The 18,868-nt window shown below is 38.8% G+C and carries 18 protein-coding genes; 12 read left to right on the plus strand and 6 right to left on the minus strand.

Annotated elements, in window-relative coordinates; all coding sequences use genetic code 11:
- The 3 genes from I6F42_RS15545 to I6F42_RS15555 form a co-directional block, all read right to left on the minus strand.
- The coding region (locus tag I6F42_RS15545) for a valyl-tRNA synthetase (protein WP_197152730.1) at positions 1 to 102 on the minus strand (102 nt) is incomplete at its 3' end.
- Between the two features lie 99 nt (positions 103 to 201).
- Complete coding sequence (locus tag I6F42_RS15550) at positions 202 to 3,045, minus strand: TonB-dependent receptor domain-containing protein (protein ID WP_197152732.1); 2,844 nt, start codon at positions 3,043 to 3,045, stop codon at positions 202 to 204.
- A gap of 218 nt (positions 3,046 to 3,263) precedes the next feature.
- Positions 3,264 to 5,606: a DNA polymerase II gene (locus tag I6F42_RS15555; RefSeq protein WP_197152734.1), complete on the minus strand. Its 2,343-nt coding sequence runs from the start codon at positions 5,604 to 5,606 to the stop codon at positions 3,264 to 3,266.
- Between the two features lie 193 nt (positions 5,607 to 5,799).
- On the opposite strand from I6F42_RS15555, the gene dinG reads away from it, so the two are divergent.
- Genes dinG through I6F42_RS15585 form a run of 6 tightly spaced genes read left to right on the plus strand, consistent with a single transcriptional unit; the run spans position 5,800 to position 10,634 of the window.
- A complete protein-coding gene (gene dinG, locus I6F42_RS15560) occupies positions 5,800 to 7,875 on the plus strand; it encodes an ATP-dependent DNA helicase DinG (RefSeq protein WP_007584036.1) in 2,076 nt (691 codons plus the stop codon).
- Complete coding sequence (locus tag I6F42_RS15565; RefSeq protein WP_024593658.1) at positions 7,875 to 8,651, plus strand: TSUP family transporter; 777 nt, start codon at positions 7,875 to 7,877, stop codon at positions 8,649 to 8,651. Before dinG ends, I6F42_RS15565 begins: the two co-directional genes overlap by 1 nt.
- 1 nt (position 8,652) lies before the next feature.
- Complete coding sequence (locus tag I6F42_RS15570) at positions 8,653 to 9,261, plus strand: primosomal replication protein (RefSeq protein ID WP_197152735.1); 609 nt, start codon at positions 8,653 to 8,655, stop codon at positions 9,259 to 9,261.
- A 13-nt stretch (positions 9,262 to 9,274) separates the two neighbouring features.
- Positions 9,275 to 10,165 carry a histone deacetylase gene (locus tag I6F42_RS15575; protein WP_197152736.1) on the plus strand — a complete coding sequence of 297 codons (891 nt, stop codon included), beginning with the start codon at positions 9,275 to 9,277 and terminating at the stop codon, positions 10,163 to 10,165.
- A 51-nt stretch (positions 10,166 to 10,216) separates the two neighbouring features.
- Positions 10,217 to 10,498, plus strand: coding sequence for a late competence development ComFB family protein (locus tag I6F42_RS15580; RefSeq protein WP_007584043.1), 282 nt, complete (start codon positions 10,217 to 10,219; stop codon positions 10,496 to 10,498).
- Positions 10,482 to 10,634 (plus strand): DUF2496 domain-containing protein, encoded by a 153-nt coding sequence (locus I6F42_RS15585; protein ID WP_007584045.1) that lies wholly within the window; start codon positions 10,482 to 10,484, stop codon positions 10,632 to 10,634. The genes I6F42_RS15580 and I6F42_RS15585 overlap by 17 nt, the downstream gene beginning before the upstream one ends.
- Positions 10,635 to 10,636: 2 nt before the next feature.
- Here the strand turns inward: I6F42_RS15585 and I6F42_RS15590 are convergent, their stop codons facing one another.
- A complete protein-coding gene (locus I6F42_RS15590) occupies positions 10,637 to 11,158 on the minus strand; it encodes a sel1 repeat family protein (protein ID WP_197152737.1) in 522 nt (173 codons plus the stop codon).
- Between the two features lie 105 nt (positions 11,159 to 11,263).
- Between I6F42_RS15590 and I6F42_RS15595 the strand changes: the two genes are divergently transcribed.
- Complete coding sequence (locus I6F42_RS15595; RefSeq protein ID WP_010553704.1) at positions 11,264 to 12,148, plus strand: DMT family transporter; 885 nt, start codon at positions 11,264 to 11,266, stop codon at positions 12,146 to 12,148.
- 29 nt (positions 12,149 to 12,177) lie between these two features.
- Here I6F42_RS15595 and I6F42_RS15600 read toward each other — a convergent pair whose 3' ends face one another.
- Entirely contained in the window at positions 12,178 to 13,176 is a 999-nt protein-coding gene (locus tag I6F42_RS15600) for a cupin domain-containing protein (protein WP_010553705.1), read from the minus strand.
- Between the two features lie 18 nt (positions 13,177 to 13,194).
- Complete coding sequence (locus I6F42_RS15605; RefSeq protein ID WP_010553706.1) at positions 13,195 to 13,935, minus strand: SDR family NAD(P)-dependent oxidoreductase; 741 nt, start codon at positions 13,933 to 13,935, stop codon at positions 13,195 to 13,197.
- 129 nt (positions 13,936 to 14,064) lie between these two features.
- Here I6F42_RS15605 and hisD point away from each other — a divergent pair, with 129 nt between their 5' ends.
- From hisD to I6F42_RS15630, 5 genes are read left to right on the plus strand one after another with little or no spacing between them, the layout of a single operon-like run.
- Positions 14,065 to 15,339, plus strand: a complete 1,275-nt coding sequence (hisD, locus tag I6F42_RS15610) for a histidinol dehydrogenase (RefSeq protein WP_197152738.1) — start codon at positions 14,065 to 14,067, stop codon at positions 15,337 to 15,339.
- Positions 15,340 to 15,343: 4 nt separating this feature from the next.
- A complete protein-coding gene (locus tag I6F42_RS15615; RefSeq protein ID WP_010553708.1) occupies positions 15,344 to 16,351 on the plus strand; it encodes a LacI family DNA-binding transcriptional regulator in 1,008 nt (335 codons plus the stop codon).
- A gap of 14 nt (positions 16,352 to 16,365) precedes the next feature.
- On the plus strand, positions 16,366 to 17,067 hold the full coding sequence (locus I6F42_RS15620) for an alpha/beta fold hydrolase (protein ID WP_197152739.1): 702 nt from the start codon (positions 16,366 to 16,368) through the stop codon (positions 17,065 to 17,067).
- The gene (locus I6F42_RS15625) at positions 17,064 to 17,834 is read left to right on the plus strand and encodes an HpcH/HpaI aldolase/citrate lyase family protein (protein WP_197152740.1); all 771 of its coding nucleotides are present in this window, start codon (positions 17,064 to 17,066) and stop codon (positions 17,832 to 17,834) included. The genes I6F42_RS15620 and I6F42_RS15625 overlap by 4 nt, the downstream gene beginning before the upstream one ends.
- Entirely contained in the window at positions 17,831 to 18,853 is a 1,023-nt protein-coding gene (locus I6F42_RS15630; protein ID WP_197152741.1) for an ester cyclase, read from the plus strand. Before I6F42_RS15625 ends, I6F42_RS15630 begins: the two co-directional genes overlap by 4 nt.
- Positions 18,854 to 18,868 lie beyond the last annotated feature (15 nt).

An 18,868-nucleotide genomic window follows, 5' to 3' on the forward strand; every position in this document is an offset into this window, starting at 1 on the left:
AGTCATATCGCCTTTTTCTACAGCGTCGACAACTTGTAATTTAAAGCCTAATGAATAATCTCGTTGTGTTCGTTTGAACGGTGTATTATTTGACTTGGTCATAGTAAATCCTAAATGTGTAAACACATTTCAGGACGAGACATAAATACAAAAAAGGCCCGTAGTCACGTGACTATGGGCCTTTTAATTAAATTTCTAATATTAGAATTTCAAGTTAAAGCTTACATGAACAAAACGACCTAAACTGTCATAAAAACCTGCAATCGTATTTGCATTTGAAGATACTGTACCACCAACTAATGGTGGTTCTTTATCAAAGATATTATTCATACCACCAGTAAAGGTTAAATGCTCGTTATATGAATAGCTACCAGAAACATCAATAAAGCTATATGCTTCAATACCGCCATCTTCAATTAATAATGAATCTGTAGAACCTTCATAATCTACAGTTCCGTAGTAGCGCCATTTAACACCAACACGCCAATCATCACGTAGGTAATTTACATTAGCTGTGTGACGCCATTTCGGAGAAGCAAAACAGTCTGTACTAACTACACCAGCACAGTCGTAAGCTAAATCAGCATCACCTAAAATTGGCTCAACTTCTTTTTGAATACTGTAGAAGCCATTAATATCAAAGTTTAATGCACCTTGCTCTAGGTCCATCTTGTAACCCGCTGTAAAGTCAACGCCTTCCCATGTTTGTGCGCCAATGTTGTCACTTAAGTTTGTAACAAAGCCAGTTTGCCCTAACCATAAGCTGCCAGATGGACTACGAGAAACACTGTCACAGAAGAATGCGTCGCCTGTCTTAGCACAGTTATCAACAATACGTTCTGCGCCTACAGTGCCAACTACTTTTTCAATTTCAATTTTGAAGTAATCAATTGAGAAATTAAAGTTATCGAAAGGGTTGGCAACTAAACCAATTGTAATTGTATCGCCTTCTTCTGGCTCAAGTTCCGGATTACCGCCTGCAAATTGATTATATTGGCTAGCTGGAGATGAACTTATATTTCCATATTGTGAAGCACTTACACCTGTATTAGCACACTGGCTTTGTGATAATACTGGCGTATCACCAGCACAAGAATCAACACCGCTCCACAAACTAATGCTTTGCGCAGAGAATAATTCACCAATATTTGGTGCGCGCACAACTTTTGCGTAACTTGCTCTTAGTTTATATGCATCTGCAATCGTGTAATCTGTACCAATTGAGTATGTTGTATCTGAACCAGTTGTTGAGTAATCTGACCAGCGAGCAGCGGCTGATACATTTAACTCGTCAAGTACTGGAACTTGTAATTCAGCGTAAAGCTCATTTACATCAATAGCACCGTACAAACTTGGAGATGGACCACCTTGACCTAATAGTTGACCTTCTTCGTATACCGTATCTGAAATACGTTCGTAATCTTGCTCACGACGTTCAAAACCGAATACTGCAGCGATAGGAGCTGATGCAGAAGGTAGACTCCAATCAAATTCACCGGTAACGTAACCACTGTAAATAATCTGTGTTACTAAACCGGTTTGTGTTCCAACACCAGCTAACTGTGCAGCTTGCTCAGCTGTTACACCGTCTAATTCAAACACGTTATATAATAAACAATCATCTGCTTCGTCACATTCAGTGCCAACAGCACCCACGCGCGGAGCAATTTTTGGGGCTAATAAGTCATTTTTATAAACTGAACTTGACGTTGTTGCAGAGTAGTTATAGCTAATATCGTAAGACCAGCTATCGTTAATTTCACCTTCCATACCTGTCAAGATTCTGTATGACGTATGCTCTAGGTTATCTTCTCGTGGACCGCCTTCAACATTACGTTTACCAATATAGGCAACAAATTGATCATCGCCGTTTTGGTTAAATAAAGTCTGAAGCTGTTGTTTTTGAATATCAGATAGTAAAGGATTGTTGTAATCAAACAAAATTTCTTCATTGAAGAAAGTACCAGACTCAGCTATTTGACCCGCTGTTCTGTTGTGCATAAATGAAAATTCTAAATATGGTCTAAAGTGCTCATTGATTTCATAATCAATAAACGTACCAAACGTAAAGCGCTCATTCGGACGTAAAAAATGGTTAACTGGAGCAAAGTTGTAACGGGTACCATCATCCTCAAGAAAACCCTGACCATTTGGATTTAAGTTACCAAAAAAGTTCTGTTCGTAATCAACTACACCATCTACAACTGGGTAAATATCAAAATTTGGATTTGGTGCTGTAGCAGAGCCACCACATGATTTGCCATCATCAGACAAAGCACATGATGAATAGTCACGAGTACCTTGTACTAACTCATTTTGACGGTTGTAAGTAACATAACCTACCGCATGACCTTTACCGCCATCAAATCCACCACCGATAGTAAAATCGATGCTGTAAGCTTTACCATCAATACCAGTGTTACCAGTATCGTAGTCGTAGCCTCTATCATCCATTAACCCTTGCATGTATTTATTATCATTGTTGTGTTGATAGCCTGAGCTGCCCACATTTAATGAAATACCATCAAACTCATCATCCATAACAAAGTTAACTACACCAGCTACGGCATCTGCACCGTATACTGCAGCTGCGCCACCAGTTAATACATCTACACGCTTAATTAGAGATGCTGGAATTTGGTTAATATCTGCAACTTGCGAAGTAATACTACCCGCTTGCATTCTGCGACCATTTATTAACACTAGAGTTCTGTTTGAGCCTAAACCGCGTAAATCAACAGTTGCAGTACCTGTTGCGCCATTTGCCAAGAAAGAGCTTTGTGCAGCTTCTATTTGTGGAAGTTGGTTTAAAACATCTTCAACACGAGTAAAACCACTTAGCTTGATCTCTTCTGCAGTCATTACTGTTACAGGGCTAGATGTTTCTAAGTCAGTTCTTTTAATTCTAGAACCCGTGACTTGAATACGCTCTACTTTCTCGATTCCATCTTCAGCTGCAAAAGAGCTTGAAGAAAATACAGCTGTTGAGGCTGCGCCAAAAGCAAGTGCGATACGCACCGCTTTAGCTACTTGATTATTTAACATTTGATTCTCCCTGGTGTCACTACTTAATAGTAGCAATCATTATTTATTTTATTGTTACAGCTTCTTAACAGTAACTAAAACAAATAATAAACAAAAAATATCGAAAAGCCAACAAAAGTTAACGGAATTTTGCAGAAAAGAATAAATAACGCAATAAAAAGGAAGTACAGGAAGGTTTAGAAGATAAAAACACCAAAACATTGCCATTTTGGGTATTATTAAAAAAACCCACCCTGAGAACTTAACCCAAAAAAAACATTACCGTTCGAAATAACATCAACCATTTCAAATAACGGTACAATCTGTTTTTCTACATAAATTGAATAGTCATAGCTATGAAAGCCTTGATACAGTTCAACTCCAGCGGTTGTGTAAACGAATGTAACAAATTCACCTCTATTGACCGTAAATTCGCTATTTTTTTTCTGGTGTTTTTTAACTGCTTGAACATGAGGGGGGATATTTTTCTTATAATCGATTAAGTTTTGACCTAATCTCTTTTTGAAAATGAGTAAATGATCAAAATCACCTTGGTATAACTTTGTTGTATAGTCTTTAACAAGGTCATTTATATTTAAATTTCCATCAAAAAGACTAGTAAATAGGTCGAACTGGAATTGTTGAGCAAGTTTAGTCCAATCACTTCTTACTGTTTCTAATCCTTTAAATACTAGTTTTGATTCGTTTGGTTTAATTAATTTACCGACATAGCGCTTTTTAGATCCAACTAGCTTCCCCCTTATGGTTGGCAAAAAGAAAGGGCTATAAAGAGATTCAAATTCTATTTCTAAATGACTTGTTAAATTGTGCGTTTGTTTAATCTCGTTAATCCAATCTGTAGTTATCTTTTTAGCTAAAAACACGCCAATTTCATTACACTCGTCGTGGGTTAAATCATCATCCAACTTAATAAATGTAGAATCGGTATCACCATAAATAACGCTATAACCAAGCTCTTCTATCCATTTTTTAGTTTGTAGCATTATTTCGTGCCCTCTTAACGTAATAGAGCTAGATAACCTGGGATCGTAAAACCTGCATCCTTTTGAGCCTAAAACACCATATAAGCTATTCATTATTATTTTAATTGCTTGAGAAAGCATTTGATCTTGATTGTCTTTGGCGAGCTGTCTTTGCGACGCTAAGCTTTTAATCAGTAAAGGTAAGTGATGTTCGTCGCGCGAGAATAGGGCCTCATTAAACCCCTGTACACTATGGTTTGGATTTTTTAAACCTTCTATTAGTCCGAGTGGATCAATGTAGAAAGTTTGCATAATACTGGGGTATAGGCTTTTAAAATCTAAAACAATGACATTTTTATAAAGCCCAGGAATAGACTCCATTACATAACCGCCTGGGCTTTCAAATGTAAGTCCATGATCGCCCATATTAGGGGCAACATAACCGCTGCGATGCAGTAGTGGTAAATACATATTAATAAAAGCAGCGACAGAGCCGCCCTTTTTTTCAAGCTCTAATCCTGTGAGCTTTGTTCTTATAATAGAAAAATCGAGTAGCTTTAATTTATCAAAAATTTTATTTACCAAAATACAATCTTGTCGATTATATTTTGCTAAAGAAAGCTTATCTTCATTAAATTGCCTAATAATTTCCTGTAGGCTATTAGCCGTGTCGATTAATTTGGACTCACCCAACACTTGATTTGAAACGTTAGCTAAAGAAAAACTCTCAAAGCTATATGTACCATTTTTTAAAGTGTCTATTCCATCAACCACACATCGCCCAGGGATCGATACTCGAGTAAAGTGTCCTTTGCGAATATATAAAGGTTGATCTCCCCTACCCAGTAATAACTTAATGCCTAGTGCTTCAGCTCTTTCATGAATAACCGAAAAATCGAACTCAATTACATTCCAGCCAATTATGACATCAGGATCGCTAAGCTTAATAAAATGCTCCAATCCCTTTAAGAGCTCAGCCTCATCTACACACCAAATAATATCAAACTCTAGGTTTTCAGCTTCTCTATCTGGCTCGCCAATCATTAAAACACAGTCTAAATTACAGCCCACAAGTCCAACAGAAAACAAAACGCCACTTTCGTTACATTCAATGTCTAACGAGAGCTTATTAAGAGTTGGGGAATACTCATCATTTGCTTTTAATTTTGCCTCTGTTACTAATGTATAACCATTTTGATAAAAAACATTACCCGTTACCCAAGCACCTCCTTTTATAAAGCGCTCCATTAAATAGCGCTCTATTGGTCGAATATCTTCTTCAAATAATACAACTCCACGTTGCTTTAAAGCTTTAGCAGCAGAATAAAAATGCTTTAGTGATTTGAAGTAACAGGCCGACATATCTTCTTGCTGAAAGTTTTTTAACTCAAGACTTTTAATATTAAAGATAAGTGACTCAGCTGCTAATATTTTATGCGCTATTTCAGCATCTTTACTTTTGATAAAAAACAGCGCATTTTCGTTAGCTGATACTGTTTTTATAGGCCCTTTATCACTACAAAACCACGCTTCGTAGCAGATGCCGTTAGCAGTATCATAAGCATGAGAAGAAACAATAAAACCGGCTGTTAAGTACATTATTACTAAACCTTATTCATATATATGTAAGTTTTTACTTAATTCAAAATGCTTTAAAGCCATACATTCAACCTAAATAAACACTCAGATACTTTATTTGCTAAATTAATCTCATCACTTCTTGTAGTTACACTCTTATAACTCTAAAATCCATAGCACTGTAATTATATACATACTTTAGGTAAATCATCCCATGCTTTCTGACTCACTAAAAAAAACAATTAGGCAAGTACACCAGCATGTGGCTAGCAACCTAAACGATTATCGCCCTCGTAGCAGTCAAAACTACCTTGTAGCCGAAATAGCAAAAACGCTTGCTGGTGAATACCATAAAAAGCAGCGCATTTGCGTAATTGAAGCAGGCACCGGTACTGGTAAGTCTCTTGCCTATTGTTTAGGCGCATTACCGCTTGCCTTAGCGCAAAAAAAGAAGCTCGTTATTTCTACCGCAACCGTTGCACTGCAAGAACAATTAATAGCGAAAGAACTCCCATTTTTTAAAAAGCATTCAGGCCTCGACTTTAAATTTGATTTGGTAAAAGGTCGCCATCGTTATATTTGTGCCCACAAATTACATAATGCTGTAAACGGCGATAGCCAAACACAAATGGACTTTATGCCAACGCTTACTTCACCATTGAGCGCAATGGAAACCAAATGTTTAAATGAGTTATATAACGCTTACGTAAATAAAAAATGGCAAGGCGATAGAGACAGCTGGGCCGATACCGTACCCGATAGAGTGTGGAACTTAATAGCGTGCGATAAACATTCGTGCCAGCGCCAAATGAAGGCCCATCAAACGTGTCCGTTTCAGCTTGCTCGTAATCAATTAATGCAAATGGATGTGCTGGTAATTAACCACTCTTTATTACTTGCCGATTTAGACCTAGGCGGTGGTAAAATTTTACCAGAGCCCGACAACACCATTTATGTAATTGATGAAGCGCACCATTTAGCACATATAACACGCGATTTTTCATCAGCTGCTGCCACAATTAAAGGCACGATAGAATGGCTTGATAAGCTCACCAAGTTTAGCGGGAAAATGGCGAAGGTTTTAGTGGGGCAAAGAGCTATTGGGCAAAACTTTAAACTTTGCGACAGCATTAATGACGCGAATAAAGATTTAAAAGTAGTTCGCGATATTCTTGATAATGCCGACTTTGAATACTCAAAAGACGATACTTATCGCTTTGAACACGGTGAAATTCCACAATCGCTGCACAGTAAAGCAAAAGATATAAGCGAAGCCACGCAAGATGCGCTGCGCTGTTTAAACAAAATGCACGACACCCTTACCCAAGATGTAAGTGATGGTGACATAAAACCTTACGTTGCCGACCCAATACTAGGCGAAAGCGGTCAATACATAAACCGGTTAGAGCAACTAAACAAACTATGGTTTAGTTACGCAAAAAAAGGCGAAGGTGCTCCTCATGCACGGTGGATAAAACGCCTTGAATACAAAAGCCATCACGACCACTTATTAAGCGACTGCCCTATCGAGGTCGGTTATTACTTAAAAGATAAATTGTGGCGAGAATGCGCGGGCGCTGTTTTGTGCTCTGCTACATTAAGTGCACTGGGCTCGTTCGATCACTTTGCTTACGAAACAGGACTTGCTAAAGAAGAAGGCGTTAAATTTATTAAAGTACCTTCTCCTTTTGATTACCCCAAACAAGCCACTTTACGTATTCCGGTATCTAAAGTAGAACCTACCGATAAAGACTTTAGTGATCACCTAGCTAAAACTTTACCAGAGTACCTAAATGATAAAAAAGCGAACCTTGTACTATTCGCTTCTTACTGGCAAATGGACCACGTAACAAAGTTTCTTAGAACAAAAGGTTTTAACTTATTAGTACAAGGTGAGATGTCGCGAGAAGCGTTGCTTAAATTACACACTAAAAATGTAGACGAAGGCAAAGGCAGTATTTTATTTGGAACACAAAGCCTTTCAGAAGGTCTTGATTTACCTGGTAAATATTTAGAGAACTTAATAATCACTAAAATTCCGTTTGCTGTACCTACTTCGCCGATAGAAGAAGCGCAAGCAGAATTTGTACAAAGCAAAGGTGGTAACCCGTTTTTAACGATTACCGTGCCAGACGCCGCAAAGAAATTGGTACAAAGCTGTGGTAGACTGCTGCGAAAAGAGAGTGATGAAGGCTGTATTACTATTCTCGATAGGCGCTTAGTTACTAAGCGATACGGTAAAGCCATGCTCGACACCCTACCACCTTTTAAAAGACAAATAGATTATTAATGTTTGAACTCGCACTCGATCCAACAACTTGGGCTGTTTTATGTGCTGTTGCACTTGCCGCAGGTTTTATAGACGCTATCGCCGGTGGCGGTGGTATGTTAACTGTGCCCGCTTTATTAACTGCAGGCTTACCTCCACATTTAACATTAGGCACCAATAAACTAGCAGCAAGTTTTGGCTCCTTAACAGCAAGCTATACATACTATAAAAAGAACTTATTTAGTCCAAAGTTTTGGGCTGCCTCCATAATTGCTACTGCAATAGGTGCATTGATAGGTACTGTTATTGTTGATCATTTAAGTATCGATTTTTTAAACAAACTACTCCCCATTATTATTATTTTAGTTGCCGCTTATAGCTTATTTGGTAATTTAAGTACCACAGAAGGCGATGAACTCCCTAAACTAAACAAAGCGATGAAAATAAAACAATGGCTACAAGGTTTAGCATTAGGCTTTTTTGATGGTTTAGCAGGGCCAGGTACGGGGACATTTTGGACCGCTTCTAATGGCATGCTTTATAAAATGAACTTGCTACTCAATTGTGGTTTAGCGCGTTCAATGAACTTTGTTTCTAATTTTATATCGCTCATCACTTTTGTAGCACTCGGCCATGTAAACTTTTTACTTGGCATAACAATGGGCTTTTTTATTATGCTAGGCGCATGGTTTGGAGCACATTCAGCAATACGTTTTGGTAGTAAATTTATTCGCCCTGTATTTAATACTATGGTTATACTTTTAGCATTAAAACTAATTTACGAGGCTTACTTTTAATATGCACCCTACAGCTTTAGATAAACTACGCCAACAAGTTGCAACGCTAAAACAACAAGCTGAGCAATTTGATAAAGCTAAACTTTTTTCTAAAAATCGTTACATGCAAGCGCAACCTAGCTTGTTTGACCGCGCAGTTTTTAGTACTAAAAGCATGAACCTCGTCGATTACGTAATAGAAATAGAAGACGAAGTTTCGAGGTTACCGCCAAGCGAGCATCGCCATGCTTATACCTACGCGCTTGAACGTATTGCAGCTCAAATACAAGCTGTATTCAATGTTATTAAATCTACCCCTATTTGGGTTAAAGAAAACAAAAGCCATTATAAACCACGCCCTAAGCAAACCGTTTATAAGCAAGCGGTACAAAAAATAATGCAATCATCGCACGAGCTTTACGACGAATTAAAACAAAACCATGAGTTTGAACGCCGTTTAGTGCTCATGATTGAAGAGCGTAAAATGCAAATGGATAAAGCATCGCCAGCTAAAGCACAAAAGCTTAACCTTGAAATATTAAGCACACACGCTCGATTAGGCCGCTGCAGAAAAGCAATTTCTGCCACCGAGGACAAAATACAACAAGTAGAAAAACAGCAGCTGCGTTAAGCCGAACTTTACTATGCAGCTTTATTATCCATTGTATTCAGACCTTATCCTTGCAGAACGTCATCGATTTCCTATTCAAAAGTATAAGCTACTTAAAACAGAAATAGAAAACCTAGGTGTTTCGGCTATTCACTTTCAAGAGCCTATAAAAGCAACTAAATCTCAACTTTCGCTATGTCATAGCCAACGTTATATAGATGACTTTTTAAATGGGACTCTAGGTGATAAAGCAATTAAAAAGATGGGATTTCCCTATTCGCAACAACTTGTAGAGCGTACTCTTTTATCTATTGGCGGGAGTATTCAAGCTGCTGAAGCGGCTTTTAGTCACGATCTAACCTTCAATTTAAGCGGTGGTTATCATCATTCTCATAGTGATTTTGGCAGTGGCTTTTGTATTTTTAATGATTTAGCTATTGCAGCAGCACATTTAATAAATACAGAGCAAGCCGACACTGTTTTAATTTTTGATTGCGACGTACACCAAGGCGATGGCACAGCACAAATCACTCAAAACCATAACCAAATTATTACCTGCTCAATTCATTGTGAGCAAAATTTTCCTCGTAATAAGCAAGAGTCCACTTACGATTTTGCATTGCCCGCTAAAACAGCCGACGATGAGTACCTTGCTACATTAAAGCAAGCACTCGATTTTTGCGTGCGCATACATAACCCTGATATTATTTTGTATAATGCAGGCGCTGATATTTACACTAAAGACGAGTTAGGCTTGTTTAATATATCGCTCAATGGCGTATATGAGCGCGACTTGTTTGTTCTCAACTTCTGTAAGCAACATCAAACCCCACTAATGTGCGCTTTAGGTGGCGGTTATCAGCGTAATTTGAGTTCACTAATTAATGTTCATAAACAACTATTTAAAGCCGCTATCGATTTATAGTAAGCCTTAGTATAGACTCAGTTAAACGGATTATTTTAAAGCGGTGGGAATATGCGATTACACGAAGACATACACAACTATTACGAAAAGATTGTAGTTGAAGAAATCATCAAACTTAAACTTGATGAAAAATATGATGAAGATGTAATGGCTGACTTTTGTTGTACGGTACTAAATCAGCTCCCGCCACGATATATTCGCTACGATGTAGATATGGCGTTTTATTTACCGCAATCAGAACGCATACATATGGAACAACGTGTACAAACAGCAATAAATGTTGCCATTAGCCAAATATCAAAAAAGAAAGAGTTAAATGACAAGTCCACTTGATCAAGCCCCTACACATATTAAACTTGCAGTAGATTTAATTATGATACTAGAGCAACACGATGTTGCTCCAGAAGAGGTCTTAAAAGCACTCGATATTGTTAAAAGCGACTTTGAAAAAAAGCTAGAAAAGCCATAACTCTATTCTATTATTTGTATGCCGTGCTCGGTAACGCTACCTTCGTGCTTAGTGCAATCAATTTTAACTTCACCAAATGTACGCCTAGGCGAAGTTGAACGACGACAGGTCATATTTTGTGCTTTAACGCCAAATTGCGTTATATACAACGCAACTGTTTCGTCTATTTGTTGTTTTTGCTGCGTAGTTGCTGCACTGTAAAATACATCGTATTGCGCAGACCAATTTTCAACCCCCGCTTCTTTTGCAACGCCTAGCCAGCCCATCCCTAGTTTAGTAGATTGCTCCAAGTATTGGCCTTTCAAAAACATAAACGCCAACGTGTATTGTGCGCTTTTATAGCCTAGCCCAGCAGGCTCTTTTAAATAATTGAAAGCGGCTTCAAACTGTCCTTTTCGATACGCTTTAATACCATTGTATTCATTCTTTTTCATGGTGGTATCACTGTAAAGGTTGATTGGGCTTGAATTACATCCACCCAAAAAAGTGATAAACACCATAGAAACTACTGAGAACTTTTTCATTCTTATCCTTAATTTATTATTTTTATATGCCAGTTCCGAATATGGCTTACACTTTTTATAAACCCTGTTATTCTAAAAACCAATCAGCATAATTAAAATACTATCATGACCTTAGCAAGCTTACTGCGATTATTTTTTCTGGCCGCTATTTGGGGCGCTTCTTTTTTATTTATGCGAATGGCAGCTAACAGCTTGGGGCCTGCGGTATTAATTGAGTTTAGAGTAGGCTTTGCTGCACTCACCCTATTTATTATGGCGCTGTACTTAAAACGCCGCTTGGCGTTTATCCAACATAAAAAACACTTTTTTATTATAGGCGCGTTTAATTCTGCTCTTCCGTTTTTATTTTTTGCTTACGCAGCCCAAACTATCAGCGCATCCACACTCTCAATTTTAAATTCTACAACACCAATATGGGGTGTTGTTGTTGGAATTTTATGGACAAAAACAAAGCCCAATAAAAGTATGGTGATTGGTTTACTGCTGGGTTTAATTGGCGTAGCTATTTTGGTTGGGCAAAATCATTTTGTGTTAAATAGCCAATCAATTTTGGCCATAGTAGCGGCATTAAGCGCTTCACTTTGCTATGCCATTGCATCGCATTACACTAAAAATGCGCCTAAACTGGCCCCATTCGATAACGCCCATGGCTCAATGTGGGCTTCGAGCTTTATGGTATTACCGCTTATCTTATTTATGCCAATTCGAGAAATACCAAGCACCAACATTATGCTAGGTGTATTAGTACTGGGCGTAGTATGTACCGCCCTTGCTTATATTTTATTTTTTAAATTAATCGACGATATTGGCCCAACCTCAGCACTCACGGTTACATTTTTAATTCCATTATTTGGCATATTTTGGGGGCATTTATTTTTAGATGAGCAAATAGGGCCAAATACATTACTAGGCGCACTATTTGTAATTGTAGGCACTATGCTGGTTACTGGTTTTTTACCACGAAAGAAGCACTTAGCTAAAACAAGCTAAGTGCTTTAAATTACATATGGCATTAGAGTTTAAATAAATTGCGGATCTTTTGGCGCATCATTTCTGCGAGTGATATACATAATGCAATCACCTTGCGCTTCATTACTAAGCGCTCGGCTATGTTCAATAGGGACTGAAAATGTATCACCTTGAGTAAGCGTTAGTACTTCATCGCCTAAATCAATGGTTAAACTACCTTGATGAACAAAAATAACCTCTTCTTCAAAACGAATGTGTTTTGCTATTTTTGCATTTGGCTGTAGTTTTAACGCTGATATATTAAATCCATGCGCCCAATTTAATTGCGTTTGAATAAGCGTATCAGCATTTAAATTACCAACTAACGGTGCTTCGTAAACACCTTCGGATTGGCTTAAGTAAGAGTGCTTGTTCCAATTAAAATCTCGTGCCTTGACCACTGTTTGCGCAAGCTCTTCGTCTGTTATTACTCGGTGCTGCGCTATTTGATCACTACTTGTAACAGCCATTGGTTTTACCCCATCTGGGATTTTCTCATTGAGCGTTGTGTCTACTAAGCTGCCATTTTCTAGCAAAATAAGACCGAACTCTTTTGCCATATCAAATACTTGTGGAGCCCAAAGCACTCTGCCAGGATCGTCACTGCCAAGTACTGCATACAAGTAACCTATACCATCACCTACGTTTTCAAATCCTCTAAAAATATCTAAAGGAATCGAAATAATATCGCCTTCATTTAAAATTACCCTGGCATCTTTACCATCTACACCGGTATAAAATGCCCATGTGCCACTGTGTACAACAAATATTTCTTCTGTTAAGTGGCTATGCTGCGAGTTTAAGCACCCAGCAGGTTGACGAGCACCACCAATATTAAACCCATGAGGTATGGAAATATGCACATGCTGATTAGGGTTCTCTGCAACACCTGGACCTATAATAGTAAAATTTTCTTTTTGATCACTACCAGGCGATCGCGTATCAATAAAGGCGTTCTTACACGGAATTAAATCATCGTATCGTACTAAGCGATCTGCAAATAAACTCATTATTCTCTCCTAAATTAATTACTGAGCGGTCCAGCCGCCATCAATTTTTATACTTGTTCCTGTGATCATTGCTGACAGTTCACTCAGTAAAAATACACAAGCATTTGCGACATCATCCGTTTGAGCAATTTTTTTCATTGGGATCATGTCATAAACAAATTTTTTGAAATCGGGATTTTCAAGCATGGGCTTAGTCATTGGGGTTTCAACAAACGTAGGAGCAACGGTATTAACACGTACATTTTGCGTTGCAAGCTCAACTGCCAGCGCCTTTGTTAACCCCTCTACTGCATGTTTACTCATGCAATACAAAGTGCGATTAGGCGAGCCGACAAATCCCATTTGCGATGACATATTAACCACAGCACCGGCACCAGAGTTGATTAAGGCCGGTAATGCCGCTTGGCTTATTCGATAAACACTGCGAATATTCATCGCAATAACATCGTCAATGTTCTCATCGGTTTGCTCAAGCATTGGCGCAACACGGTTAATACCTGCGTTGTTAAGTAAACCGTCTAATTTAGAAAGTCCGCGTAAACGCTCATAAAAAGCATCACTGTTTATATCAAGCGGCCAGATTTCTATTTGCGAAGGAGCATATTGCTTGAGCTGCTCCAAATCGTGTTTTGTACGCGCCACAGCAATTATATTTGCACCCGCATCTACACACTTTTGTACGCATGATTTACCAATCCCTTTACCTGCACCCGTTATCAAAATGGTTTTACCAAGTAATAGAGTTTTATCAAATCCCATTTGTTCACCTAAAATCTATATTGCATTCGAAGTCATTATTAATTAGAGTACCCCCAGATGCAAGACATTATTTAACCAGTACGTCTCATCAACAGTGTATAAAAAAACTAATCACTAAGGATATAAACAATGATAAAGCATTTAAAAAAAGGTCAGCCTGCTGACTCAAAAAAAGAACAAAATCAGTCAGTAAGAGATATTGTAGAAAATATTTTAACGCGCGTTGAATCTGAAGGTGATGCAGCAATTCGTGAATATTCTGAAAAATTCGACAAGTGGACTCCGAAGTCTTTCAAACTTTCTGCTGACGAAATTAAAGCATGTTACGCACAGCTTGATGATCAATTAATCAACGATATAAAATGGGCACAAAGCCAAGTCCGTAATTTTGCTCAAATTCAACGCGACTCAATGAAAGACGTTGAAGTAGAGACGCTACCTGGCGTTACGCTTGGTCATAAACATTTAGCAATGGACAGCGTAGGTTGTTACGTACCAGGTGGAAAATATCCACTACTAGCATCTGCTCATATGAGTGTATTAACGGCTAAAGTAGCCGGTGTTAAACGTGTTATAGCTATGGCTCCGCCTTTTAATGGCAAGCCATCACCAGAAATTGTGGTTGCAATGGACATGGCAGGCGCAGATGAAATTTACTGCCTCGGTGGTGTACAAGCCGTTGCCGCAATGGCTATTGGAACACAAACTATTGCCCCAGTAGATATGATTGTAGGACCTGGTAACGCCTTTGTAGCCGAGGCTAAACGACAGTTATTTGGCCGAGTTGGTATCGATTTATTTGCAGGTCCTACCGAAACACTCGTTATTGCTGATGACAGTGTAGATGGCGAACTATGTGCTGCCGATTTACTAGGCCAAGCAGAGCACGGTCCTACGTCTCCCGCTATTTTACTAACTAACTCTGAGCAATTAGCAATTGATACAATGGCTGAAGTAGAGAGGCAACTTACCATATTACCTACTGCTGATATTGCAGGTGTAGCATGGAAAGATCATGGCGAAGTTATTGTATGTGATACCTACGAGGAAATGATTGACGTTGCTAACGATCTTGCATTTGAACACGTACAAGTAATGACTCGCAATACCGACTACTTTAAAGAAAACATGCAAAACTATGGGGCATTGTTCCTAGGGCCGCAAACCAACGTTTCTTATGGTGATAAATGTATTGGTACAAACCATACACTACCCACAGGTAAAGCAGCGCGTTATACTGGTGGGCTATGGGTAGGAAAATTCATAAAAACATGTACTTTCCAACGAGTAACAGAAGAAGCCTCGGTTGTTGTTGGTGAGTATTGTTCACGTTTATGTGCTGCAGAAGGGTTCGCTGGCCACAAAGAACAAGCAGACATACGAGTAAGACGATATAGGAAATAAATCATTGTCAAAGCAAAAACGAGTCACCTCATATGATGTAGCCCGCGAAGCGGGTGTATCACAATCGGCGGTATCGCGTGTATTTAGACCCGGATTTAGCGTGTCTAAAAAAACCCGCGAAAAGGTAGTCGCAACAGCCAATGAAATGGGCTATCGCCCTAATGCCATTGCCCGTATGTTGATCACTAAACAGTCTGGTATGGTCGCGGTTATTTTATCATCGCGAGCAAACTTGAACTACCCTGAGGTACTCTCTGAGCTTAATAAAGAGTTGGCACTTAATAATAAACGAGTGCTGCTCTTTACTCTTGATGACGCAGACGAACTAGACGAATTACTCGAAAACATTTGGACCTTTCAGGTTGATGGTGTAATTGCTCTAGCAGCTCACTTTGATAGTAAAAGCTTAGATTTATTTGCCAAGCACAGCACACCGATTGTGCTTTATAACCGTAATGTGCCTGAATCGAATGCAAACACAGTTTGCTGTAATCACGATAAAGGCATTAAACAGCTAATTGATTTATTACACCAATCTAACCATAAGTCGTATTTAATTATTGCCGGCCCAGAAGATTCTGACGTTGCTAACGAGCGCCGCGAAATAGCTCAAAATTATTTACACACTTTAGGTATCCAAAATACGCCTGTTATTTATGGTGATTATGGCTATAAATCAGCACGAAGTGCATTAGAAGATTGGTTAAAAACAAACCCCCTACCTGATGCCATTATTTGCAGTAATGATGTAATGGCCATTGGCGTAATTGATGAAATCAAACAAAACTTAAACTTAAGCGTACCCGACGATGTGTCGGTGGTAGGGTTTGATGGTATTAGTGCTGCGTCTTGGTACAACTATCAAATAACCACAATACAACAACCTATGAAACAGCTAACTAAAGCCGCTGTAGATATACTCATGGAACGTATTGAAAACCCTCAAGCAGCTGCTGAAGCACGAGTTTTCACTGGTTCATTGATAACAGGGAACTCTATTAAAACACGTTAAGTTAAGGAATTTTTGTGGCCAAAAATCCTGTTTATATTTTACCTGGTACTTTATGTAACCACCGTATGTTTGAAGCGCAAATAATTGCTCTGCAAAATGCGGGTTATACTCCTCACGTTATTCCCTTTACAGAGCAAACAAGCATTGCACAAATGGCTGAGCTTACTAAAACTATAGCTCTAAAGCCTGCCCCTTTTATTGGCTTTTCAATGGGTGGCATTGTTGCTCTTGCACTTTTAAAATCAGATCCTGAGCTTATACAGTCGCTGTGTTTAATTTCCAGCAATAGTTTGGCAGATAAACCAGAACGTCCATCTATTAGGCAAAAGCAAATAAAGCGGGCACAAGCAACTGGTACTACTGATGTGCTAAAACACGACTTTATGCCGCATTATTTTCACCAGCCAAACTCAGAGCACAATAAGCTTGTATTAAAAATGGCAAATGAGCTTGGCTTTAATGCTTTTAGTGCACAATTAAATGCACTTGCAACGCGCGAAGATACCTTAAACGTTATTGAAAAAACCAATAAAAAATTACTCTTTGTTGGTGGTGAGCATGACGTTCTATGTCCAAGCACTATTCAAAAAACAATGCATAAAGCCTGCCCTAATAGCGATCTTATTTTATTAGGTAATTGTGGGCATTTCGTACCGCTTGAAAGAAGTAACACCCTAAACGCACTACTCTTAGATTGGTTGGAGTCAATATTATGAATTTAAAACAAAAGTTAAACAATAAAGAGCTACTATTAGGCACTTTTATTAAAAGTACTCATTATCATAATACCGAAGTACTTGCCCACACCAGCCTCGATGTACTGTGCCTTGATGCAGAGCATGCCCCGTTTGATCGAGGCAATTTAGACAGCTGTATTATGGCAGCGCGTACGAAAAACATGCCGACCCTTATTCGCGTAAGTAATACTGATCACGCCACTATTCTGAGCAGTTTAGATATCGGTGCTGACGGCTTAGTACTACCTCATATTAAGACGCCAGCGCAAGCAAAAGCGATTATCAAAAACTGTTTTTATGGTAATAATGGTAGAGGTTACGCAGGTTCAAGCCGCTTTGCAGGCTACACTACACATGCATTAACCGATAACTTAGCAGCCAACAAATCATCTACCTGCATTATTGCTCAAATAGAGGATGCCGATGCGCTTAAGAGCATCGATGAATTGTGCCAAATAGACGAAATAGATTGTATTTTTATAGGACGAATGGACTTAACTATTTCCCTCGGTGAAACCAACCCGAGCGCCCCTGTTGTTATTGATGCTGTTACTAAAATAGCTAACGCAGCAGCAAAATATAATAAATGCTGTGGCATGTTTGTTGGTAATTTAAGTGAGCTCAGTCATTGGCAGTCGTTAGGCGTAAGCTTTTATTTATTAGGCTCTGATCATAGCTTTTTACTAAGTGGTGCTAAGCAATTACGTGCAGACTTTGAATCAGCTACAAGTAAATCAAAAATATGAGTATTCATAATAAAAATAAAGAGTTACTTAAAAAATTTAGAAATGCACTTTATAACTTTGATATAAACACGCTCAAAAAAGAAGTGACAAACTTATTTGCTGATGACGCGTTAATACAACTTTGTTACCCGTTTGAAACACTCGCAAACCCTAATACACTTATTGAAGATGTTTATAACCCCCTTAGCAATGCATTTGTAGGCCTTGAACGCCGCGATACCATTGTAATGGCGGGTAGCTCAATAAACGACTCTGATTGGGTTGGCTGCTGTGGATACTATACTGGCTCATTTGAAAAACCATGGCTAGGCATTCCACCCACAGGGCATCAAGTAAGCATGCGTTTTCATGAGTTCTATCGCATTAAAAATAATAAAGTGGTGGAATTACAAACTATTTGGGATATTCCCGAAGTAATGATGCAAGCAAACGTATGGCCACTGTCTCCAAGTTTAGGGAAAGAGTGGCATGTCCCAGGGCCTGCCACACAGGATGGGTTAATCACCCGTCCTTATAATAGCGAACAAGCTGCGCAAAGTTTAAAGCTTGTGGGCGATATGTGTGAGCATCTTGGATTTTATGCTAAAGGTGGCATTGAAGCCATGAAGCTAGATCAATTTTGGCATCCCCATTGTAGCTGGTATGGACCAAGCACAATAGGCACTGCACGCGGTATAAAAGGCTTTAGAAATTGGCATCAAATCCCGTTTTTAAATGCCCTCCCCAATCGTGTAGGCGATGCTAGTAAAGGTTATTTATTTGCCGATGAAAACTACGTAGGCTTTACTGCATGGCCAGGTATGAGCATGACTATTAGTAACGGTGGTTGGTTAGGTATTGCACCCGCAAATCAGCAAATAACTATGCGTAGCCTCGACTTTTGGCGAGCCGAAAACAACTTAATTCGTGAAAACTGGGTGCTGATAGATATACTCGATGTGTACAATCAAATTGGCGTAGATATATTTGCCCGAATGAAAGAACTAACTAAAGCGCGCTACTTAAGCTTTGCTCCGTAGCCTTTTATATAACCG

The sequence above is a fragment of the Pseudoalteromonas sp. SWYJZ12 genome (genome assembly GCF_015864395.1).
GTDB lineage: Bacteria > Pseudomonadota > Gammaproteobacteria > Enterobacterales > Alteromonadaceae > Pseudoalteromonas > Pseudoalteromonas arctica.

Bases quoted from the DNA above. Each gene is read 5' to 3' on its own strand.
- I6F42_RS15550 (WP_197152732.1), bottom strand. From the start codon at position 3,045: ATGTTAAATAATCAAGTAGCTAAAGCGGTGCGTATCGCACTTGCTTTT.
- I6F42_RS15575 (WP_197152736.1), top strand. From the start codon at position 9,275: ATGCAGCTTTATTATCCATTGTATTCAGACCTTATCCTTGCAGAACGT.
- I6F42_RS15570 (WP_197152735.1), top strand. From the start codon at position 8,653: ATGCACCCTACAGCTTTAGATAAACTACGCCAACAAGTTGCAACGCTA.
- I6F42_RS15580 (WP_007584043.1), top strand. From the start codon at position 10,217: ATGCGATTACACGAAGACATACACAACTATTACGAAAAGATTGTAGTT.
- I6F42_RS15565 (WP_024593658.1), top strand. From the start codon at position 7,875: ATGTTTGAACTCGCACTCGATCCAACAACTTGGGCTGTTTTATGTGCT.
- I6F42_RS15625 (WP_197152740.1), top strand. From the start codon at position 17,064: ATGAATTTAAAACAAAAGTTAAACAATAAAGAGCTACTATTAGGCACT.
- I6F42_RS15555 (WP_197152734.1), bottom strand. From the start codon at position 5,606: ATGTACTTAACAGCCGGTTTTATTGTTTCTTCTCATGCTTATGATACT.
- I6F42_RS15590 (WP_197152737.1), bottom strand. From the start codon at position 11,158: ATGAAAAAGTTCTCAGTAGTTTCTATGGTGTTTATCACTTTTTTGGGT.
- dinG (WP_007584036.1), top strand. From the start codon at position 5,800: ATGCTTTCTGACTCACTAAAAAAAACAATTAGGCAAGTACACCAGCAT.
- hisD (WP_197152738.1), top strand. From the start codon at position 14,065: ATGATAAAGCATTTAAAAAAAGGTCAGCCTGCTGACTCAAAAAAAGAA.
- I6F42_RS15600 (WP_010553705.1), bottom strand. From the start codon at position 13,176: ATGAGTTTATTTGCAGATCGCTTAGTACGATACGATGATTTAATTCCG.
- I6F42_RS15595 (WP_010553704.1), top strand. From the start codon at position 11,264: ATGACCTTAGCAAGCTTACTGCGATTATTTTTTCTGGCCGCTATTTGG.
- I6F42_RS15630 (WP_197152741.1), top strand. From the start codon at position 17,831: ATGAGTATTCATAATAAAAATAAAGAGTTACTTAAAAAATTTAGAAAT.
- I6F42_RS15605 (WP_010553706.1), bottom strand. From the start codon at position 13,935: ATGGGATTTGATAAAACTCTATTACTTGGTAAAACCATTTTGATAACG.
- I6F42_RS15585 (WP_007584045.1), top strand. From the start codon at position 10,482: ATGACAAGTCCACTTGATCAAGCCCCTACACATATTAAACTTGCAGTA.